The sequence below is a fragment of the Bradyrhizobium sp. Kon58 genome (genome assembly GCF_055807455.1).
In genome coordinates this window covers 49440-66585 of sequence record NZ_JBVVOT010000029.1, presented here as the reverse complement: position 1 = coordinate 66585, position 17146 = coordinate 49440, and the positions used below count along the sequence as shown (strand labels likewise).

Sequence of the window (17146 nt, the reverse complement as noted above, 5' to 3'; positions counted from 1 at the left end):
GAGACGGCTGCGTTCCAGCCATTTTCAACGAGAATTGTATTGAAGCCTTAGGCTTAGCGGATTTTTAAGCCGGCGGGCGTAGGGTTCCTGAGTGAGTTCAGTGGTTGAGAGTTTGTGAGTACGCCATGACAGAACCCCATCGCCCGAGGGTAAAATACGTCATCGGGCCGGACGGTAGTCCGTTGACGATTGCGGATCTGCCTGCACCCGGCACCAAACGCTGGGTCATCCGCCGCAAGGCCGAGGTCGTCGCCGCAGTCCGTGGCGGTCTTCTCTCCCTCGAGGAGGCCTGCAGCCGTTATACCCTGACGGTTGACGAATTCCTCTCCTGGCAGTTTTCGATCGACCAGCATGGTCTGGCGGGACTTCGCACCACCCGTATCCAGCAATATCGCCAGTAGGCAATCCGGAAATCTGCGGCTTTTGACGAAAATCGGCCTCGCCTTGCGAGGCCGATTTTTTTCATGTTTCGTTTTGGCGCTACTTTTGTCGCAGCTCTTAACCTTCGTTAACCATATCGAAACCATCACCTAGGCAATAATTGCCCAGTCGGCCTTTCCTGTGAAAGCAGCCGAATCTGTCGGGGCGGTTGCTTGCAAGGTCTTGCGGACTTTCTGAAGGGTATTGGAGCCGCCCGGTTCGGGGCGATGATCGCGGTCACCGCCGCGCTCGTCGGCTTCTTTGCGTTCGTCATCATGCGCGTCACCACGCCGCAGATGACAACGTTGTTCACCGACCTCAGCGTCGAGGACTCCTCGGGCATCATCAAGGACCTGGAGCGCCAGGGCATCCAGTTCGAGCTGCGCAACGAGGGCACCATCATCATGGTGCCCAAGGACAAGGTCACCCGCCTGCGGATGAAGCTCGCCGAGGGCGGCCTGCCCAAGGGCGGCGGGGTCGGCTACGAGGTGTTCGACAAGTCGGATGCGCTCGGCACCACCTCTTTCGTCCAGAACATCAACCATCTCCGCGCGCTGGAAGGCGAGCTCGCCCGCACGATCCGCGCCATCGACCGCATCCAGGCCGCCCGCGTCCATTTGGTGCTGCCGGAGCGCCCGCTGTTCTCGCGCGAGGCGCCGGAGCCGTCGGCCTCGATCGTGGTGCGGGTCCGCGGCGCGCTGGAAGCCCAGCAGATCCGCGCCATCCGCCACCTCGTCGCCTCGGCCGTGAACGGGCTGAAGCCGCAGCGAGTCTCGATCGTCGACGAGACCGGGCAGCTGCTCGCCGACGGCGCTCAGACCGATCCGGAACAGGCGATGGGCGACGAGCGCCGCACCGCCTTCGAAAAGCGGATGCGCAAGCAGGTCGAGGACATCGTCTCCTCCGTGGTGGGGACGGGGCGCGCCCGGGTCCAGCTCTCCGCCGATTTCGACTTCAACAAGATCACCCAGACCTCGGACAAGTACGATCCCGAAGGCCGCGTGCTGCGCTCGAGCCAGACCCGCGAAGAGCAGAGCATGACCGCCGACAACAACGGCCAGGTCACCGTCAACAACGAGTTGCCGGGCAACCAGCAGAACGGCGGCGTCGCGGCCAAGGACCAGAGCAAGAAGAGCGAAGAGACCAACAATTACGAGATCTCCCGCACCACCAAGACCGAGGTGACCGAGGCCGGCCGGGTCAACCGCATCTCGGTCGCGGTGCTGGTCGACGGCATCTACTCCAAGAACGAGAAGGGCGATCTGGCCTACCAGGACCGTACCAAGGAGCAGCTCGATCGCATCGCCACGCTGGTGCGCTCGGCGATCGGCTTCGACCAGAAGCGCGGCGACCAGGTCGAGGTCGTCAATCTGCGCTTTGCCGACGCCCCCTCCACCACCCCGATCGCGGAGCCGAGCGGCTTGCTCGGCATGCTCCAGTTCACCAAGGACGACGTCATGTACTTCGTCGAGCTTGGCGTGATGATGCTGCTCGGTTTGGTCGTGCTGTTCCTGGTCATACGGCCGCTGGTCAAGCGCATCCTGGCATCGGACGAAGTCGCAGCCGCCATCTCCGGCGTCCTCACCGGTCCGGCGAGCGACGAGGCCGCGCCCGCCAGCCAGCCGCTCCTGCCGAGCGGCGCTGCGAGCGCGATCGACGTCGCCACCGTCCAGGGCCAGGTCCATGCCCAATCCGTCCATCGCGTCGGCGAACTCGCCGAGCGCAATCCCAACGAGACGGTCGCCATCATCCGCCAATGGCTGACCGAACCCGCGAAATAATCGAGAAGTGATCTGACATGGCCGCTGCCCTGCAAAACGCCAATTCCAACGACATCACCAGCGTGATCTCCACGCTCGGTCAGCGTGCCGGCAGCCGCGGAGGCGCAAAGGTCGACGCGGTGGCGGGGCCGAAGCGCGCCGCGATCCTGATGCTGGCGCTCGGCGAGCAATATGGCGGCAAGATCTGGTCGCTGCTCGACGACGACGAGGTGCGCCAGCTCTCGCTGGAAATGTCGACGCTCGGCACCGTCGAGGTCGACACCGTGGAGGACATGCTGCTCGAATTCGTCTCGCGGATGTCGGCCTCCGGCGCGCTGATGGGCAATTTCGACGCCACCGAGCGGCTGCTCCAGCAATATCTGGCGCCCGAGCGCGTCAACGGCATCATGGACGAAATCCGCGGCCCCGCCGGCCGAAACATGTGGGAGAAGCTCTCCAACGTGCAGGAAGAGGTGCTCGCCAACTACCTCAAGAACGAATATCCGCAGACCATCGCGGTGGTGCTGTCGAAGCTGAAGCCGGAACACGCCGCCCGCGTGCTCGGCATCTTCCCCGAGGATCTGGCGCTCGACGTCGTCAACCGCATGCTGAAGATGGAGGCGGTGCAGAAGGAGGTGATCGAGAGCGTGGAGAAGACGCTGCGGACCGAATTCATGTCCAATTTGTCCCAGACCCGCCGACGCGACGCCCACGAGGTGATGGCGGAAATCTTCAACAATTTCGACCGCCAGACCGAAACCCGCTTCATCACCTCGCTGGAAGAGGACAACCGCGAATCGGCCGAGCGCATCAAGGCGCTGATGTTCACCTTCGACGACCTCGTGAAGCTGGATTCCGGCTCCGCCCAGACCCTGATGCGCAACGTCGACAAGGACAAGCTCGGCGTCGCGCTCAAGAGCGCCAACGAGGACGTCCGCAACTTCTTCTTCGGCAACATGTCCTCGCGTGCGGCCAAAATGCTCCAGGACGACATGGCGGCGATGGGTCCGGTCCGCCTGCGCGACGTCGACGAGGCCCAAGCGCTGCTGGTCAACCTGGCCAAGGATCTCGCAGCCAAGGGCGAGATCATGCTGACCAAGAACCGCGCCGACGACGAGCTGGTGTATTGATGGCCGCCCCGGCAAAATTCCTGTTCGACAACGACTTCGCCGCGCCCGACCGGACGCGCGAGAAGGCCGCAACCGCGGCCGAGATCGCCCAGAAGGTCGCGGAAGCCGAGGCGCGCGCCTATCAGGACGGCTTCGCCGCCGGCCAGCGCGAGGCCAAAGCCGAGAGCGACCGCCGCGTCGCGCTCGCCATGGAAGAGATCAACATCGCCATCCGGGGCATCGCTTCGGGCATCGGCAACATCGAATCCAAGATGGAGACCGAGGCGGTCGACGTCGCGGTCGCGGTGGCGCGCAAGCTGTGCGCCGATCTGGTCGCCGCCGAGCCGCTCGGCGAGATCGTCGCGCTGGTCAAGGACTGCTTCTCGCATCTGGTCGCGACGCCGCATCTCGTCGTCCGCATCAACGACGCGCTCTACGATGCCGCGCGCGAGAACATCGAGCGGCTGGCCAGGCAGAACGGCTTCGAAGGCCGGCTAGTAATTCTGGCCGAGCCCGAGATTGCCACCGGCGACTGCCGGATCGAATGGGCCGATGGCGGCGTCGTGCTGGAGCGCGCCGCCATCGCGGCCAAGATCGACGAAATGGTGGGGCGCTACGTTGCGTCCCGCAGGGGGAGTTAAATCATGAGCGACACTGACGGACAGGTCCCGCTGCCCGATCTCAACGGCCCGATGCCGCCTACCGGCACCGACGTCGGCTACAACGAGGACGAATATGCGACGCGCGCCGCCGCCGACCTCGAGGCCGTGTTCGACGTGCCGGTGCAGGTCTCGGCCGTGCTCGGCCGCTCCAAGATGGACGTCAGCGAGCTGTTGAAGCTCGGACCCGGGACCGTGCTCGAGCTCGACCGGCGCGTCGGCGAAGCCATCGACATCTACGTCAACAACAAGCTGGTCGCCCGCGGCGAAGTCGTCCTGGTGGAGGACAAGCTCGGCGTGACCATGACTGAAATCATCAAGACTGAACGCGCCTAAAGCGACGACGCGCGGCAGCGCGACCAGACGGACAGGAGACTGACATGCGGCTTCTCATCGTTGGCACATTGAAGGGCCAGCTCACCACCGCCACCAAGATCGCGATGGCGAACGGCGCCACCGTGACCCACGCCGAGGATAACGAACAGGCGATGCGCGTGCTGCGCGGCGGCAAGGGCGCCGACCTGCTGCTGGTGGACGTCGCCCTCGACATCCGCGACCTCGTGATGCGTCTGGAGGCCGAGCACATCCACGCCCCGATCGTCGCCTGCGGCATCACCAACGACGCCCGCGCCGCGGTTGCCGCGATCCATGCCGGCGCCAAGGAATACATCCCGCTGCCGCCGGACCCGGAACTGATCGCGGCGGTGCTGGCTGCCGTTGCCAACGATTCCCGCGAGCTGGTTTATCGCGACGAGGCGATGGCCAAGGTGATCAAGCTCGCGCAGCAGATCGCGGGCTCGGACGCCTCGGTGATGATCACCGGCGAGTCCGGGACAGGCAAGGAAGTGCTGGCCCGCTACGTCCACACCCGCTCGGCACGGGCCAAGCGCCCGTTCATCTCGATCAACTGCGCCGCGATCCCCGAGCATCTGCTGGAGTCCGAGCTGTTCGGTCACGAGAAGGGCGCCTTCACCGGCGCGATCGCCCGCCGCATCGGCAAGTTCGAGGAGGCAACCGGCGGCACGCTGCTGCTCGACGAAATCTCGGAGATGGACGTCCGCCTGCAATCGAAACTGCTCCGCGCCATCCAGGAGCGCGTGATCGACCGTGTCGGCGGCACCAAGCCCGTGCCGGTGGACATCCGCATCATCGCGACCTCGAACCGCAACCTGGTGGACGCGGTGCGCGAGGGCACGTTCCGCGAGGACCTCTTGTTCCGACTCAACGTCGTGAATCTGAAGATCCCGCCCCTGCGCGACCGTCCCGCCGACATTCTCGAGCTCGCCCAGCACTTCGTGAAGAAATACGCCGAAGCCAACGGCGTGCCGGTGCGCCCGATCTCGGCGGAAGCGCGCCGGGTGCTCTCCACCAACCGCTGGCAGGGCAACGTCCGCGAACTCGAAAACACCATGCACCGTTCGGTGCTGATGGCGCAGGGCGACGAGATCGGCGCCGATGCGATCCTCACGCCCGATGGCGACCGCCTGGACCTCGCCAAAACCGTGCCGGCCGTGGCGCATGCCACCATGGCCGCCGAGCAGGTGACGCGGGCCCTGGTCGGCCGCACCGTCGCGGACGTCGAGCGCGACCTGATCCTGGAGACGCTGAAGCACTGCCTCGGCAACCGGACCCATGCCGCCAATATCCTGGGCATCTCGATCCGTACGCTGCGCAACAAGCTCAACGAATATTCCGACGGCGGCATTCCGATCACGCCAGCCGGCACCCCGGGCGAGTATCCGCGCATGCCGATGGTGGGAGCGTAGGGGCTCCTGCCAAACATTGACACTGCGAATGCCCGGGCTGGTCCCGGGCATTTTTGTTGATGAAGTGCAGACACCCCCAGACTCTCAATGTCGTCCTGGCGAAAGCCAGGACCCATTACCCCAAGGGAGCAGTTTGGCGAAGATTCGTCGTTCGGTACTCCTATCACCCTCCGTCGACAGATTCCGCGGTATGGGTCCTGGCTTTCGCCAGGACGACGTTGGGGAGGCAGCGTGCGTCAAACCCGCAGACCGCAACATGGCCGCACCGCGTTCTCCGACTAGGTCAAGCCCCTGCAAGGCCCTATAACCCCGCATGAGAACCACGCGAGGTAAACATGTCTCAAGCTCAAATCACGGACTGGCTGGCGACGCAGCGGCAGGCGATGATCGATCTGCTGCGCGATGTCGTGAACATCGATTCCGGATCCTATGACAAGGAAGGCGTGGATGCGGTCGGGGCGCGGTTCGAGAAGCATTTTGCCGAGCATGGCATTCCGTTCCGGCGCGAAAGCCACGGCACTTTCGGCGATGCGATCCACGCCGAAGTCGCAAAGCCCGGCAGCAACGAGAAGCCGGTGCTGTTGATGGGGCATCGCGACACCGTGTTCGGCAAGGGCGAGGCCGGGCGGCGTCCATTCACGATACAAGACAAGCGCGCCTATGGTCCCGGCGTTGCCGACATGAAGTCCGGCGTCGTCATGAACATATTCGTGGCAACCGCCTTCCACAAATTCGGCGGCAATCCGCACCCGATCAAGCTGCTGATCACCTCGGACGAGGAGATCGGCTCGCCCTCCTCGCGGCCGGTGATCGAGCGCGAAGGACGCGCCGCGCGCGCCGTGTTCAATTCCGAACCGGGCCGCCCGACCGGCAATATCGTCACGGGGCGCAAGGGCGGCATCTTCATGCATTTCGCCATCACCGGCAAAGCCGCGCATTCCGGCGCCAATTTCGCCGCCGGCGTCAGCGCGATCGGCGAGCTCGCGCACAAGATCGTGCATATCCACGCGCTGACCGATCTCGACAAGGGTATCACGCTCAATGTCGGCCTCGTCTCGGGCGGGCAGTCCGTCAACACCACGGCGCCTTACGCGGAAGGGCAGATCGACCTGCGTTATGTCGATCCCGCCGATCGCGCGAGGGTGATGGCCGCGATCGAGACGATCATCTCGACACCTTACGTGCCTGGCACCAGCGCGACGCTGACGGTCAAGGGCGAGTTCGTGCCGGTGGTGCAGAGCGCCGATTCAAAGGCGCTGTTCGAGAATTATCAGGCTGCCGCAAGGCAGGCCGGCCTCACCACGCTTCAGGGCGAGTTCTCCGGCGGCTGCGCCGATTCCGGCTTCACCGCCGCGGTCGGAACGCCGACCATCTGCGGGCTTGGCCCCGTCGGCGGTCTCGCGCACACGCCGGAGGAATATCTCGAGCTCGACAGCATCGTGCCGCGCGCGCAGGCGCTGGCGCTGGCGATCTTGCGGGGGTGACTTTGTAGGGTGGGTTAGCCGCAGGCGTAACCCACCTCTGTTGGCTTCGGCGGAGACAGACAGTGGTGGGTTACGCTTCGCTAACCCGCCCTACAAATCTCGTCACGAATAGCTCGGCGCATCAGGCCTGCGGAAGATCTGGATGGGGTCGCCCGGCACGATCGGATGGCCGCTGAACATCGCATAGGAATAGAGCGCGAGATAGGCGATCGCGAGCGCGCCGACCGCGTAAAAAGCCCAGGTCGCGACGCGTTTCATCATTGCGCTCCATTGCTGTCCCGGCGGGAGGCTCAGGCCAGCGCTTCTAGAGCGATGAGGAGGAAAACGCCAGCCTGCACGGTCTGTGGCCGGCGGCGATCAAATGCCGCGCCGGACCTGGGTGGGAACGCTGACGTCCGCAAGCCGGAGTGCGTCTTCGTCCTGATCCACCGCCACATACTGGCCGTGCCAATAGGCCAGCGCAGCGTTGCGGGTCGAATTCCTGACGTCTCGCACCCGCCCGATGATGATCCCATGCGAATGGCGCTCGAAGATCTCCTCGACCTCGCAATCGACGGCGGACAATGCGCCAACCAGCAGCGGAACACCCGAGACCGCCGTCACCCATCTGGCGCCTGCGAAACGATCGGCACCCTTGAGCCCGCCTTTGCCGGCAAAGCGCTCGGCGATGTCGAGCTGATCGGCCGCGAGGATGTTCACGCCGAAAGCGCCGTGGCGGCGGATCAGCGGGAAGGACGAGGCGTCGCGGTTGATGCTGACGATCAGCGTCGGCGGATCGACCGAGAACGAGCTGACCGAGGTGACCGTCATGCCGGTGATGTCCTTGCCCCGTCCGGCGGTGATGACGCTGACGCCGCCGGTGAGATGGCGCATGGCGCCGCGGAAATCGGCGGGGGAGACGACATTTTCGGTCATGAGATCGCGGGGCACTACATTCATGGCATCGTCCCCAAGCGGGGGTCCCTCTCTATCTAGGTACGATCGTCCGCCGACAAAAGGTGGCTCAGGATCGAGCCTTCGAGACCCGCGAGCTCGGCCGAGCCGCGTTCGCGGGGCCGGGCCGTGTTAACCACGACGTCGTGGGCGATGCGCCCGTCCTCGATCACCAGCACCCGGTCGGCCAGCGCGACCGCCTCGGCGACATCGTGGGTCACCAGGATCGCGGTAAAGCCCTGGTCGCGCCAGACGCGCTCCAGCAAGCGCTGCATCGAGATGCGGGTCAACGCGTCCAGCGCGCCAAGCGGCTCGTCGAAGGCGAGCACACGGGGACGCGAGACCAGCGCGCGGGCAAGGGCTACGCGCTGCTTCTGGCCGCCCGACAGCACCGAGGGCCACTGGTCACGCTTGTCGGTTAGTCCAACTTCGGTCAGCGCCTTCTCCGCGCGCGAATGCGCGTCGGACGAGGCGCGATCGCGGCCGAGGCCGACTTCGACATTGGAGAGAACGCGGGCCCAGGGCAACAGCCGAGGCTCCTGAAACATCACGCGGATATCCTCGGGCTTCACGGCGTCGCCGAGCGAGATGCTGCCGGCGTCGAACTTCTCCAGACCCGCGATGAGGCGCAGCAGCGTGCTCTTGCCACAGCCGCTCTTGCCCACAATCGCGACGAACTGGCCGGCCGGGATGTGCAGGTCGATGCCGCGCAGCACCTCGTTGTCGCCGTAGGATTTGCGCAGGCCACGAATGGTGAGCGGCAGGCCGCTCGTCTGCACCGGGCGCTCCTCGCGCACGACGCGGGCGTGAGGCGCGAAATTGGCGCGGGGGGCGAGCTCGGTGTCCGGAAGGGAGGTACGAAGGGCTGTCTGCATGTGATTCCCAGTATGTCTGCTCAGCGTTTCCAATAAGCGGGGTGCCAGGAGAGCGTCAGGCGCTCCAGCACGCGGGAGGCGCTGTCGGCGAGCTTGCCGAGCAGCGCGTAGATCAGGATCGAGAGCACCACGACGTCAATCAGCATGAACTCGCGCGCCTGCATCGCCATGTAGCCCAGCCCCGAAGACGCCGCGATGGTCTCGGCGACGATCAAGGTCAGCCACATGATGCCGAGCGCAAAACGGATGCCCACGAAGATCGAGGGCAGCGCGCCCGGGAAGATCACGCGGCGGAACAGCTCGCCGTCGGTCATGCCGTAGATGCGGCCCATCTCGATCAGCTGGGGATCGACGCTGCGGATGCCGTGCAGCGTGTTGAGGTAGATCGGGAAGAACACGCCGAGCGCGACCAAAAACAGCTTCGCGCTCTCATCGATGCCGAACCACAGGATCACCAGCGGGATCAGCGCCAGATGCGGCACGTTGCGCACCATCTGTAGCGTGGTGTCGGTGAGCTTGGACGACAGCTGCGACAGGCCGTTGGCGAGGCCGAAGGCAAAGCCGATGCTGCCGCCGATCAGGAAGCCGATCGAGGCGCGCCAGAACGAGACCCAGATGTTGCGCACGAGCTCGCCGGAGAGCAGCAGCTTCCAGCCGGCAAGCAAGACGTCGCTCGGCGCCGGCAGCACCCGCGTCGGCACGAAGCCGGTGACGCTGGCGACCTGCCAGATCGCGATGATGGCGAGCGGCACGATCCACTGGATCAGGCCGTCGACTCGCGGCAGCCGCAAACTGCGCGAGAGTGAAACGCTGTCGATCAGGCTCATGATTGCGACACCTGCTGCTGAGGGCGATAGTCACTGCCGACCGTTTCACCAAAAGGGCCACCGTTGAAGTGAAGCCTGGTCACGTTGCTGGGCTGCTCCAGCGAAAGCAGCGGGAACACCAGCTCGGCGAAACGATAGGCTTCCTCCAGATGCGGGTAGCCCGACATGATGAAGGTATCGATGCCGATGTCCTGATACTCCTTGATGCGGGCCGCGACGGTCTGGGCGTCGCCGACCAGCGCCGTGCCGGCGCCGCCACGCACGAGGCCGACACCGGCCCACAGGTTCGGAGCGATCTCGAGCTTGTCGCGCTTGCCGCCATGGAGCTGCGCCATGCGCTGCTGGCCGACCGAATCCATCCGCGCAAAGTTCTTCTGCGCGGTCGCGATGGTCTCGTCGCTGACATGCTTGATCAGCTCGTTGGCCGCACGCCAGGCCGCGTCGCTGGTCTCGCGGACGATCACGTGGAGCCGGATGCCGAAGGATAGTTTTCGGCCGCGTGCGGCGGCCACCTCCCTCACCTTCGCGATCTTCTCGGCGACCAAGGCCGGCGGTTCGCCCCAGGTGAGATATTTGTCGACGGTATCGACGGCGACGTCGATGCCGGCATCCGACGAGCCGCCGAAATAGAGCGGCGGGCGGGGCGACTGCACCGGAGGAAACAGCAGCTTGCCGCCTTCGACATGGATGTGCTTGCCCTCGACGTTGACGGTCTTGCCGGCGAGCAGCTCGCTATAGACGCTGAGGAACTCGCGGGTGACCTCGTAGCGCTCGTCATGGGCGAGGAAGATGCCGTCGCCCTTGCTCTCGACGGGATCGCCGCCGGTGACGACGTTGACCAGGAGCCGGCCGTTGGTGATGCGGTCGAGCGTCGCCGTCATGCGCGCGGCCACGCTCGGCGATTGCAGGCCGGGCCTGACCGCCACGAGATAGCGAAGCCGCTCGGTGAACGGCGCGACCGAGGAGGCCACGATCCAGGAATCTTCGCAAGACCGCCCGGTCGGCAGCAGCACGCCGAAATAGCCGAGCTGGTCGGCGGCCTGCGCGATCTGGCGCAGATAGTTGAAATTGACCTCGCGGCCGCCGATGCCGGTGCCGAGATAGCGGCCGTCGCCGTGGGTCGGCAGGAACCAGAGGATGTTGGCGTTCGCTTGCTTGCTCATGTGCTTGCTCATGAACCTGGCCTCCGCGCCACGTCGGAAATCTTGATGGATTTGGGGATCAGGTTGAGCGCGAAGAACGCGTCCGCAACCTGCTGCTGATCGGCGATGACGGCATCCGTCAGCGGCTTGATGCCGTAGGATTGCCGCTTCAGCGCGACCTCGACCACCGGGACCGACAGGCCGATCGCCGGCGCCAGCTGCTCGGCAACTGCGTGGATGTCGCCCTTGGCCCAATTGTCGACCGCGCTCAGCTCGGCCAGCACGGCGTCGACGATCTCGGGATGGGTTTCGAGGAATTTCTTCGAGGAAAAATAGAACTGGTAGTTGGCGACAATGTTCGTGCCGTCAGCGAGCGTGCGCGCGCCGGTCGCCGCTTCCGCGGCGGCCTGGAACGGATCCCAGATCACCCACGCATCGACTGCGCCGCGCTCGAAGGCAGCGCGCGCATCGGCTGGCGCCAGAAACACCGGCTCGATCTCGGAATATTTGACGCCGGCTTTCTCCAGCGCCTTGACCAGGAGGTAGTGGACATTGGAGCCCTTGTTGAGCGCGACCTTCTTGCCCTTGAGGTCGGCGACCGATTTCAACGAGCTGTCCTTCGGCACCAGGATCGCCTCGCCCTTCGGCGCCGGCGGCTCGTAGGCGACATACTGGATCGGCGCGCCGGCAGCCTGTGCGAAGATCGGCGGGGCTTCGCCGGTGTTGCCGAAATCGATCGCGCCGACATTGAGCGCCTCGAGCAGTGGCGGGCCGGACGGGAATTCGGTCCACACCACCTTGTAGCCGTCGGCGGCGAGCTTCGGCTCCAGCGTGCCCTTGCTCTTGAGCAGCACCAGCTTGCCGTATTTCTGGTAGCCGATGCGGACCACCTTGTCCTGACCGTAGGAGGTGCCGACCGCGGCGGCGACGATACCGATCGACAGCACGATGGCCGCGATCAGACGCTGGATGATACGCCTCATGTTCAAACCCTTTGAAATGGGGAGATTGGTTGGCACGATCAGGCCGCCGGGTTGCGCCAGACGATGTCGCGGATCACGATCGGCTTCGGGATCAGGCCGAGCTTGTGGAAGCGGTCGGCGACGCCCTGCTGCGTCGTGACGACGTCGTCGGTGACCGGGCCGACCACGAAATTCGCGCGATTGGCGGCGAGGGTCTGGATGTCCAACGGGACGCCGGTGATCGCGGCGAGCGATTTGGCGACCGCGTCGCGGTGCTGTTCGGCCCATTGACCGGCGGCGGTCGTCACATCGATGATCTGCTGCAGGATGGCGCCGTGATTCCTGGCGAAATCGCGGTTGGCGATGAAGAAGGAATTGGTCTTGGTGATTTCGCGCGCATTGATCAGGATGCGGCCGCCCTGCTTGGTCTCGCCGATCGCGAAGTAAGGATCCCAGATCGCCCAGGCCTCGATGCTGCCATTGGCAAAGGCCGGGCCCGCATCCGGCGGCGTCAGATAGACCGGCGTGATGTCGGCATAGGTGAGGGCCGCTTTCTCCAGCGTCTGCACCACGATGTTATGAGCACTGGAGCCCTTGGTGAAGCCGACGCGCTTGCCCTTCAAATCGGCGATCGAACGAATCGGCGAGTCCTTCGGCACCAGGATGCCCTGCCCGTTGGTGATGGGCTGGCCGGCGGCATAGACGATCGCCGCGCCCGCCGCCTGGGCGAACACCGGCGGGGAATCGCCGACCGCGCCGAAATCGACGCTGCCGACATTCATCGCCTCCATCATCGGAGGCCCCGACGAGAACTCGACCCATTTCACGTCGATGCCCAGGGGCGCGAAATGTTTTTCCAGGGCGGCCTGCTGACGCGTGATAACCAGCACGCCGGTCTTCTGGTAGCCGATACGAATGTCCTTCACAGCGCCTTGTGACGCTGCTTGCGCGTTGGCGTGCGAAGCGAATGCGGCGGCTGCCGCAGTTCCAACGGATAGTTTGAGAAAGTCCCGACGTTGCATCCGACACTCCCGGCCGCGTGCGGCCGTCCTTCATTCGTGTTCGGGAATGATGGTGCGGCTTATCGGAGGTGTCGAGACGCGCGGAAAAATAGCGATGCAAGCACTGCAGGCGTGGCAGAGCGCATGATTAATCTTTCAATCCACGGAGCGAATGCAGGGGATATTTTTCCGCACGCGAATGTGAAAAACGCACGCGGCCCGACCGAGAATAAAAAAAATCGCGAAAACAACCCCATGCACAGTAGCCGGGGCGTGTGAAAACAATGACTTACGTATTATCCGAAATTGCTTTGACTCGTCGGGCAAAACAGGAGCAGGATGGCATCATGGCGGCGTTGCGGATGGACCGGTCCCTGCCGAGCTAATGCAGCCACCTCACCGGTAGATTTTGCAGCCCGCGAAAGGCCCAGCCGCCGATCCGCACGGGTTCGTCGTCGGCGATCTCGAGCCGGCCGGCACGGGCGAACAAGGTCGGCAGTGCGACGTCGGCGATCATGGCGCGCGAGGCCCAGGCGCCGGCGCAGAAATGCGGACCGGCACCGAACGCGACGCTCTTGGCCGTATCACGCCGCACGTCGAACTGGTCGGCGCGCTCAAAATGCTTCTCGTCGCGGTTGGCGGAGCCGAACATGAGGAACACCCGCTCATCGGTTTCGAACGCGACGTCGCGGATCGTCCACGGCTTTGCGATGCGTCGCGGCGACATGCCGATCGGCGAGATCCAGCGGGCATATTCCTCGAAGGCCTGCAGCCACGTCACCTCGCCCTTGCGCACGAGATCGAGCTGGTCGGGATGGCTCAGCAACGCCCACACCGTGCCGGCGATCGCCTTGCGCGGCTCGTTCTGGCCACCGGAGATCGCGAGTTTCACGTTGGCGCGCACGCTCTCCATCGCCATGCCCGAGGCGAGCAGCACGCCGAGGATGCTCTGGTCGGGATGCTTGCGCATCACCGGCAGGATGTCGTCGATCGCCGCATCGATGCCCGATGTCGCCGCATGGCAACGCGCCTCGACGGCTGCGTCGCCGCTGTAATTGGCGATGCCCTCGATCATGCCCTGTGACCAGGCGTCCATATCCGCAAAGCCGATATTGGTGAGGCCGGTGATCGACTTCAGGCATTCGCCGGAGAACGGCAACGCGAAGTCGCGCATGAAATCGATCCGCCCGGGCTCGATCGCGTCGATGATGCGGTCGGCATGGGCCTGGAACAGCGCGGCCCAGTGGGCCTTCACCGTCTTCGGCGACACCGTCGGAAACATCGCGCGGCGCTCGACCTGGTGCGCCTCGCCATCCTTGCGCATCATGTTGTGGCCCATCAGCCGGTTCATCAGGCCCGCGGGCTGGTGCGAGGAGAACACGTCGATCTGCTTCTCGGAGATCGAGATATCGTCACGGCTCGTCAGCAGCGTCGAGCCGAGCTGCGGCACGAAGGCGATCGGCGCCTCTTTCCGCATCTTTGCCAGCATCGGATAGGGATCGGACCAGAATGCGGCCGGGTCGATGTCAATGCGCGGCGCGGTGCTCAAGCTTCGCTCCATTGCTGATCACCGCCAACGTTAGCGGCTTCAGGAGGCGCCGTCTGTCCCCAGCGATTGGGACAGCTTCAGTTCAGGCCGCGCGGGCCGGCGAGCAGGCGCAGCACGATCGCAAACAGCTCGCTTTGCGAGGAGATGCCGAGCCGCTCATAGGCGCGCTTGCGGTACGTCAGCGTCGAATGCAGGCTGATGCCGAGTGCCTGCGAGATCGCCTCGGAGCTGAAGCCGGAGAGGATGCGCCGGCAAACATCCTGCTCGCGCGGGGTGAGGCTGGCGAGCGGCGCGCGCGTCGCGAAGAGCGCAGCGAGAGACTGCTCGGCCGTCGCCGACGAGCTGTGCTGGAAATGGCGTGCCACGCTCGCACTGATGGCCGGCGCGATGGCCTCAAGCCGCGCACGCTGGGCCTCGCTGAAGCGGCCCTGGACGGCGATGCGATAGAAGTTGACGTAGAAGCAGGTGTCGTCGACCCAGATCGCGGTCGCGCATTTGTCGACGATGCCGGAATCCACAAAGAACATCTTGCGGTAGCGGGCGCCGTACATGCGCGGCGCGAAGGCGGGCAGCACGAGCGTCGCGCGGCCCTCGCCTTCGAACAGCGCATCGCGGTTGGGATCGGACTGGTGGAACTGCCCGGCATAGGCGGCGCCAAGATCGCCGCCGATCGGGATGTTGCCGGCATCGAGCAGGCAGTGTGCGGCGCCCGCGCGGCTCAGCGCGAACACCATGCAATGCCCGACGCCGGCCTGCTGGCGCAGCGTATCGATCAGGATATCAGGGAAATCCGGACGACCGATGGCAAGCACCGCGGACGTGACATCGCCAGCTGCCGGATTTGCGGGCGTCCCGTGAGGGCGCATCGTTTTCTCCCCATCGCCTTTTGACGAAATTTATCAGCAATGGCCGCGCAGCGGAAGGCGGGTGTCGCCGGATATCTGCCGTAACGTCGCCAAGCCAGGCGGACGAAGGATGACCCCTCAGTCAGCACTTGTCCGCAAAATCTTGTCCATTGCTTTTCCCTTGGCCAGCTCATCGATCAGCTTGTCCAGGTAGCGGATCTCTCGCATCGTCGGCTCTTTGACATCCTCGACCCGGACGCCGCAAACCACGCCTTTGATCAGGGCTCGCGAAGGATTGATCTTGGGGGCTTTCGCAAAGAAGGTTTCGAAGTCCGTCCGCTGTTCCAGTTGGGCTTCCAACTCCTTCTGACTATAGCCTGTCAACCAGGAGATGACCTGATCGACCTCTGCTTTGGTGCGTCCTTTCTTCTCCGCCTTCGCAACGTAAAGCGGGTAAACGCTTGCGAAGCTGGTGGTGTAGATCCGGTGTTTTGTCATGAGCACTCCGGGATCGCTTGTTGCGGGATGTGACAACACCTTACCCCGCCGCCGCCTTTGCCGGCGCCACGCTGACGGCGAGCTTGCCGTAGCGGTCGGTGAACGCCTCGGTGTCGATTTCCTCGAGCTTGATCTCGCCGCTCATGACGCCTTGCTTCCACGCCGCCTGCGCCGGATCGTTCTGGAATTCCGGCATCACCTCGCGGCCGAACAGCTCCAGCGATTCGCAGATGTGCTCGTGGCTGTTCTTGCCCGCCTGGTTCAGGAGGATGACCTGGTCGATGTGCGAGCCCTGGAACCGCTTCAGCTTCCTGCGGATGGTCTCGGGCGAGCCGATCAAACCGCCGCGCAGCGCGGCCTCCTGCGCCTCCGGATTGTCGCGTTTCCACTTGTTGTACTCGTCCCACATGTTGACGGTGTAGGGCGCCGGACGCTGGCGGTTCTGCGAGGCGCCGTAGAAGCGCAACGCGAACTGGAAGAAGGTGGCGCCGTCGGCGCGGGCGCGGGCCTCCTCGTCCGTCTTGGCGCACATGAAGAACGACACCAGCGCCATGTTCGGATTGATCTCGTAATCGGCGAGCTTGGCGAGACGCTTGGTCATGGCGTTGTAATAGGCGTGCACCCAGGCATGCGCGGCATCCGCGCTGACGAACTGGAAACCGAGCGCGCCAAAGCCGTGCCGGCCCGCGCGTTCGATGGTCTGTAGCTGCGAGCAGGCCATCCACAATGGCGGATGCGGCTTCTGCACCGGTTTCGGCACGACGTTGCGCAAGGGGATGTCGAAATATTTGCCGTGATGCTCGCTGCCCGCGTCCTTGAACATCGGGAAGATCGCGGCGACGGCTTCCTCGAACACCTCTTTCTTGGTCTCCATGTCGCGGCCGAACGGCGTGAGCTCGGTGATGGATGCGCTCTCGCCCATGCCGAATTCGCAGCGCCCGTTGGAGAGCAGGTCGAGCACCGCGACGCGCTCGGCGACACGTGCAGGATGGTTGGTCGTGAGCTGGAGGATGCCGTGGCCGAGCCGGATGTTCCTGGTGCGCTGGCTTGCGGCCGCGAGAAACGATTCCGGCGAGGGCGAGTGCGAGTACTCTTCGAGAAAATGATGCTCGACGACCCAGGCGTGGTCGTAGCCGAGCTGGTCGGCCAATTCCATCTGCGAGAGCGCGTTCTGGTAGAGGTTGAGTTCGTCGCCTGCCACCCATGGACGTGGCAGTTGCAGCTCATAGAAGATGCCGAACTTCATGACGCCTCTCCCAAGTGTTTTTGCCGCTCATATTTTTGTTGCGGGCATCTTAATGGGTGGGGCGGCGCTG

Annotated in this window: 18 protein-coding genes; 7 read left to right on the top strand and 11 right to left on the bottom strand. The window is 64.5% G+C overall.

Annotated features, from left to right (window positions below; genetic code table 11):
* Positions 1-125 precede the first annotated feature (125 nt).
* The 7 genes from sciP to AC0L20_RS32045 all read left to right on the top strand — a co-directional run bounded on the left by sciP (position 126) and on the right by AC0L20_RS32045 (position 7198).
* Positions 126-401 carry a CtrA inhibitor SciP gene (gene sciP / locus AC0L20_RS32075; RefSeq protein WP_002714638.1) on the top strand — a complete coding sequence of 92 codons (276 nt, stop codon included), beginning with the start codon at positions 126-128 and terminating at the stop codon, positions 399-401.
* Between the two features lie 192 nt (positions 402-593).
* Positions 594-2201 (top strand): flagellar basal-body MS-ring/collar protein FliF, encoded by a 1608-nt coding sequence (fliF, locus tag AC0L20_RS32070; protein ID WP_007596157.1) that lies wholly within the window; start codon positions 594-596, stop codon positions 2199-2201.
* Between the two features lie 17 nt (positions 2202-2218).
* Entirely contained in the window at positions 2219-3310 is a 1092-nt protein-coding gene (fliG, locus tag AC0L20_RS32065; protein WP_219681648.1) for a flagellar motor switch protein FliG, read from the top strand.
* Complete coding sequence (locus tag AC0L20_RS32060; protein ID WP_007614077.1) at positions 3310-3930, top strand: FliH/SctL family protein; 621 nt, start codon at positions 3310-3312, stop codon at positions 3928-3930. Before fliG ends, AC0L20_RS32060 begins: the two co-directional genes overlap by 1 nt.
* Positions 3931-3933: 3 nt before the next feature.
* The gene (gene fliN / locus AC0L20_RS32055) at positions 3934-4284 is read left to right on the top strand and encodes a flagellar motor switch protein FliN (protein ID WP_007596160.1); all 351 of its coding nucleotides are present in this window, start codon (positions 3934-3936) and stop codon (positions 4282-4284) included.
* A gap of 44 nt (positions 4285-4328) precedes the next feature.
* Positions 4329-5714, top strand: coding sequence for a sigma-54-dependent transcriptional regulator FlbD (flbD, locus tag AC0L20_RS32050; RefSeq protein WP_456768110.1), 1386 nt, complete (start codon positions 4329-4331; stop codon positions 5712-5714).
* Positions 5715-6049: 335 nt separating this feature from the next.
* Positions 6050-7198: a M20 family metallopeptidase gene (locus AC0L20_RS32045; protein ID WP_473294555.1), complete on the top strand. Its 1149-nt coding sequence runs from the start codon at positions 6050-6052 to the stop codon at positions 7196-7198.
* A gap of 102 nt (positions 7199-7300) precedes the next feature.
* Here AC0L20_RS32045 and AC0L20_RS32040 read toward each other — a convergent pair whose 3' ends face one another.
* The 11 genes from AC0L20_RS32040 to AC0L20_RS31990 form a co-directional block, all read right to left on the bottom strand.
* Positions 7301-7459: a hypothetical protein gene (locus tag AC0L20_RS32040; RefSeq protein ID WP_473294576.1), complete on the bottom strand. Its 159-nt coding sequence runs from the start codon at positions 7457-7459 to the stop codon at positions 7301-7303.
* 96 nt (positions 7460-7555) lie between these two features.
* A complete protein-coding gene (locus AC0L20_RS32035) occupies positions 7556-8137 on the bottom strand; it encodes a flavin reductase family protein (protein ID WP_473294554.1) in 582 nt (193 codons plus the stop codon).
* A gap of 32 nt (positions 8138-8169) precedes the next feature.
* Positions 8170-9006: an ATP-binding cassette domain-containing protein gene (locus AC0L20_RS32030; protein ID WP_473294553.1), complete on the bottom strand. Its 837-nt coding sequence runs from the start codon at positions 9004-9006 to the stop codon at positions 8170-8172.
* Positions 9007-9026: 20 nt separating this feature from the next.
* A complete protein-coding gene (ssuC, locus tag AC0L20_RS32025) occupies positions 9027-9833 on the bottom strand; it encodes an aliphatic sulfonate ABC transporter permease SsuC (protein ID WP_473294552.1) in 807 nt (268 codons plus the stop codon).
* Positions 9830-10996 (bottom strand): FMNH2-dependent alkanesulfonate monooxygenase, encoded by a 1167-nt coding sequence (gene ssuD, locus AC0L20_RS32020; RefSeq protein WP_473294551.1) that lies wholly within the window; start codon positions 10994-10996, stop codon positions 9830-9832. The genes ssuC and ssuD overlap by 4 nt, the downstream gene beginning before the upstream one ends.
* Positions 10997-11004: 8 nt before the next feature.
* Positions 11005-11958 carry a sulfonate ABC transporter substrate-binding protein gene (locus AC0L20_RS32015; protein ID WP_473294550.1) on the bottom strand — a complete coding sequence of 318 codons (954 nt, stop codon included), beginning with the start codon at positions 11956-11958 and terminating at the stop codon, positions 11005-11007.
* A 38-nt stretch (positions 11959-11996) separates the two neighbouring features.
* A complete protein-coding gene (locus tag AC0L20_RS32010; protein ID WP_473294549.1) occupies positions 11997-12959 on the bottom strand; it encodes a sulfonate ABC transporter substrate-binding protein in 963 nt (320 codons plus the stop codon).
* 361 nt (positions 12960-13320) lie between these two features.
* The gene (locus tag AC0L20_RS32005; protein ID WP_473294548.1) at positions 13321-14487 is read right to left on the bottom strand and encodes a cytochrome P450; all 1167 of its coding nucleotides are present in this window, start codon (positions 14485-14487) and stop codon (positions 13321-13323) included.
* A gap of 77 nt (positions 14488-14564) precedes the next feature.
* Complete coding sequence (locus AC0L20_RS32000; RefSeq protein ID WP_473294547.1) at positions 14565-15353, bottom strand: helix-turn-helix transcriptional regulator; 789 nt, start codon at positions 15351-15353, stop codon at positions 14565-14567.
* Between the two features lie 117 nt (positions 15354-15470).
* Positions 15471-15830 carry a DUF2200 domain-containing protein gene (locus AC0L20_RS31995; RefSeq protein ID WP_473294546.1) on the bottom strand — a complete coding sequence of 120 codons (360 nt, stop codon included), beginning with the start codon at positions 15828-15830 and terminating at the stop codon, positions 15471-15473.
* A gap of 40 nt (positions 15831-15870) precedes the next feature.
* The gene (locus AC0L20_RS31990) at positions 15871-17076 is read right to left on the bottom strand and encodes an LLM class flavin-dependent oxidoreductase (RefSeq protein ID WP_473294545.1); all 1206 of its coding nucleotides are present in this window, start codon (positions 17074-17076) and stop codon (positions 15871-15873) included.
* Positions 17077-17146: the final 70 nt, after the last annotated feature.

Excerpts from the sequence above, each read along its gene's own strand:
- AC0L20_RS32000 (WP_473294547.1), bottom strand. The coding sequence starts at position 15,353 with ATGCGCCCTCACGGGACGCCCGCAAATCCGGCAGCTGGCGATGTCACG.
- AC0L20_RS31990 (WP_473294545.1), bottom strand. The coding sequence starts at position 17,076 with ATGAAGTTCGGCATCTTCTATGAGCTGCAACTGCCACGTCCATGGGTG.
- sciP (WP_002714638.1), top strand. The coding sequence starts at position 126 with ATGACAGAACCCCATCGCCCGAGGGTAAAATACGTCATCGGGCCGGAC.
- AC0L20_RS32010 (WP_473294549.1), bottom strand. The coding sequence starts at position 12,959 with ATGCAACGTCGGGACTTTCTCAAACTATCCGTTGGAACTGCGGCAGCC.
- AC0L20_RS31995 (WP_473294546.1), bottom strand. The coding sequence starts at position 15,830 with ATGACAAAACACCGGATCTACACCACCAGCTTCGCAAGCGTTTACCCG.
- AC0L20_RS32030 (WP_473294553.1), bottom strand. The coding sequence starts at position 9,006 with ATGCAGACAGCCCTTCGTACCTCCCTTCCGGACACCGAGCTCGCCCCC.
- fliG (WP_219681648.1), top strand. The coding sequence starts at position 2,219 with ATGGCCGCTGCCCTGCAAAACGCCAATTCCAACGACATCACCAGCGTG.
- AC0L20_RS32035 (WP_473294554.1), bottom strand. The coding sequence starts at position 8,137 with ATGAATGTAGTGCCCCGCGATCTCATGACCGAAAATGTCGTCTCCCCC.
- flbD (WP_456768110.1), top strand. The coding sequence starts at position 4,329 with ATGCGGCTTCTCATCGTTGGCACATTGAAGGGCCAGCTCACCACCGCC.
- AC0L20_RS32040 (WP_473294576.1), bottom strand. The coding sequence starts at position 7,459 with ATGATGAAACGCGTCGCGACCTGGGCTTTTTACGCGGTCGGCGCGCTC.
- fliN (WP_007596160.1), top strand. The coding sequence starts at position 3,934 with ATGAGCGACACTGACGGACAGGTCCCGCTGCCCGATCTCAACGGCCCG.
- ssuC (WP_473294552.1), bottom strand. The coding sequence starts at position 9,833 with ATGAGCCTGATCGACAGCGTTTCACTCTCGCGCAGTTTGCGGCTGCCG.
- AC0L20_RS32045 (WP_473294555.1), top strand. The coding sequence starts at position 6,050 with ATGTCTCAAGCTCAAATCACGGACTGGCTGGCGACGCAGCGGCAGGCG.
- AC0L20_RS32060 (WP_007614077.1), top strand. The coding sequence starts at position 3,310 with ATGGCCGCCCCGGCAAAATTCCTGTTCGACAACGACTTCGCCGCGCCC.
- ssuD (WP_473294551.1), bottom strand. The coding sequence starts at position 10,996 with ATGAGCAAGCAAGCGAACGCCAACATCCTCTGGTTCCTGCCGACCCAC.
- AC0L20_RS32015 (WP_473294550.1), bottom strand. The coding sequence starts at position 11,958 with ATGAGGCGTATCATCCAGCGTCTGATCGCGGCCATCGTGCTGTCGATC.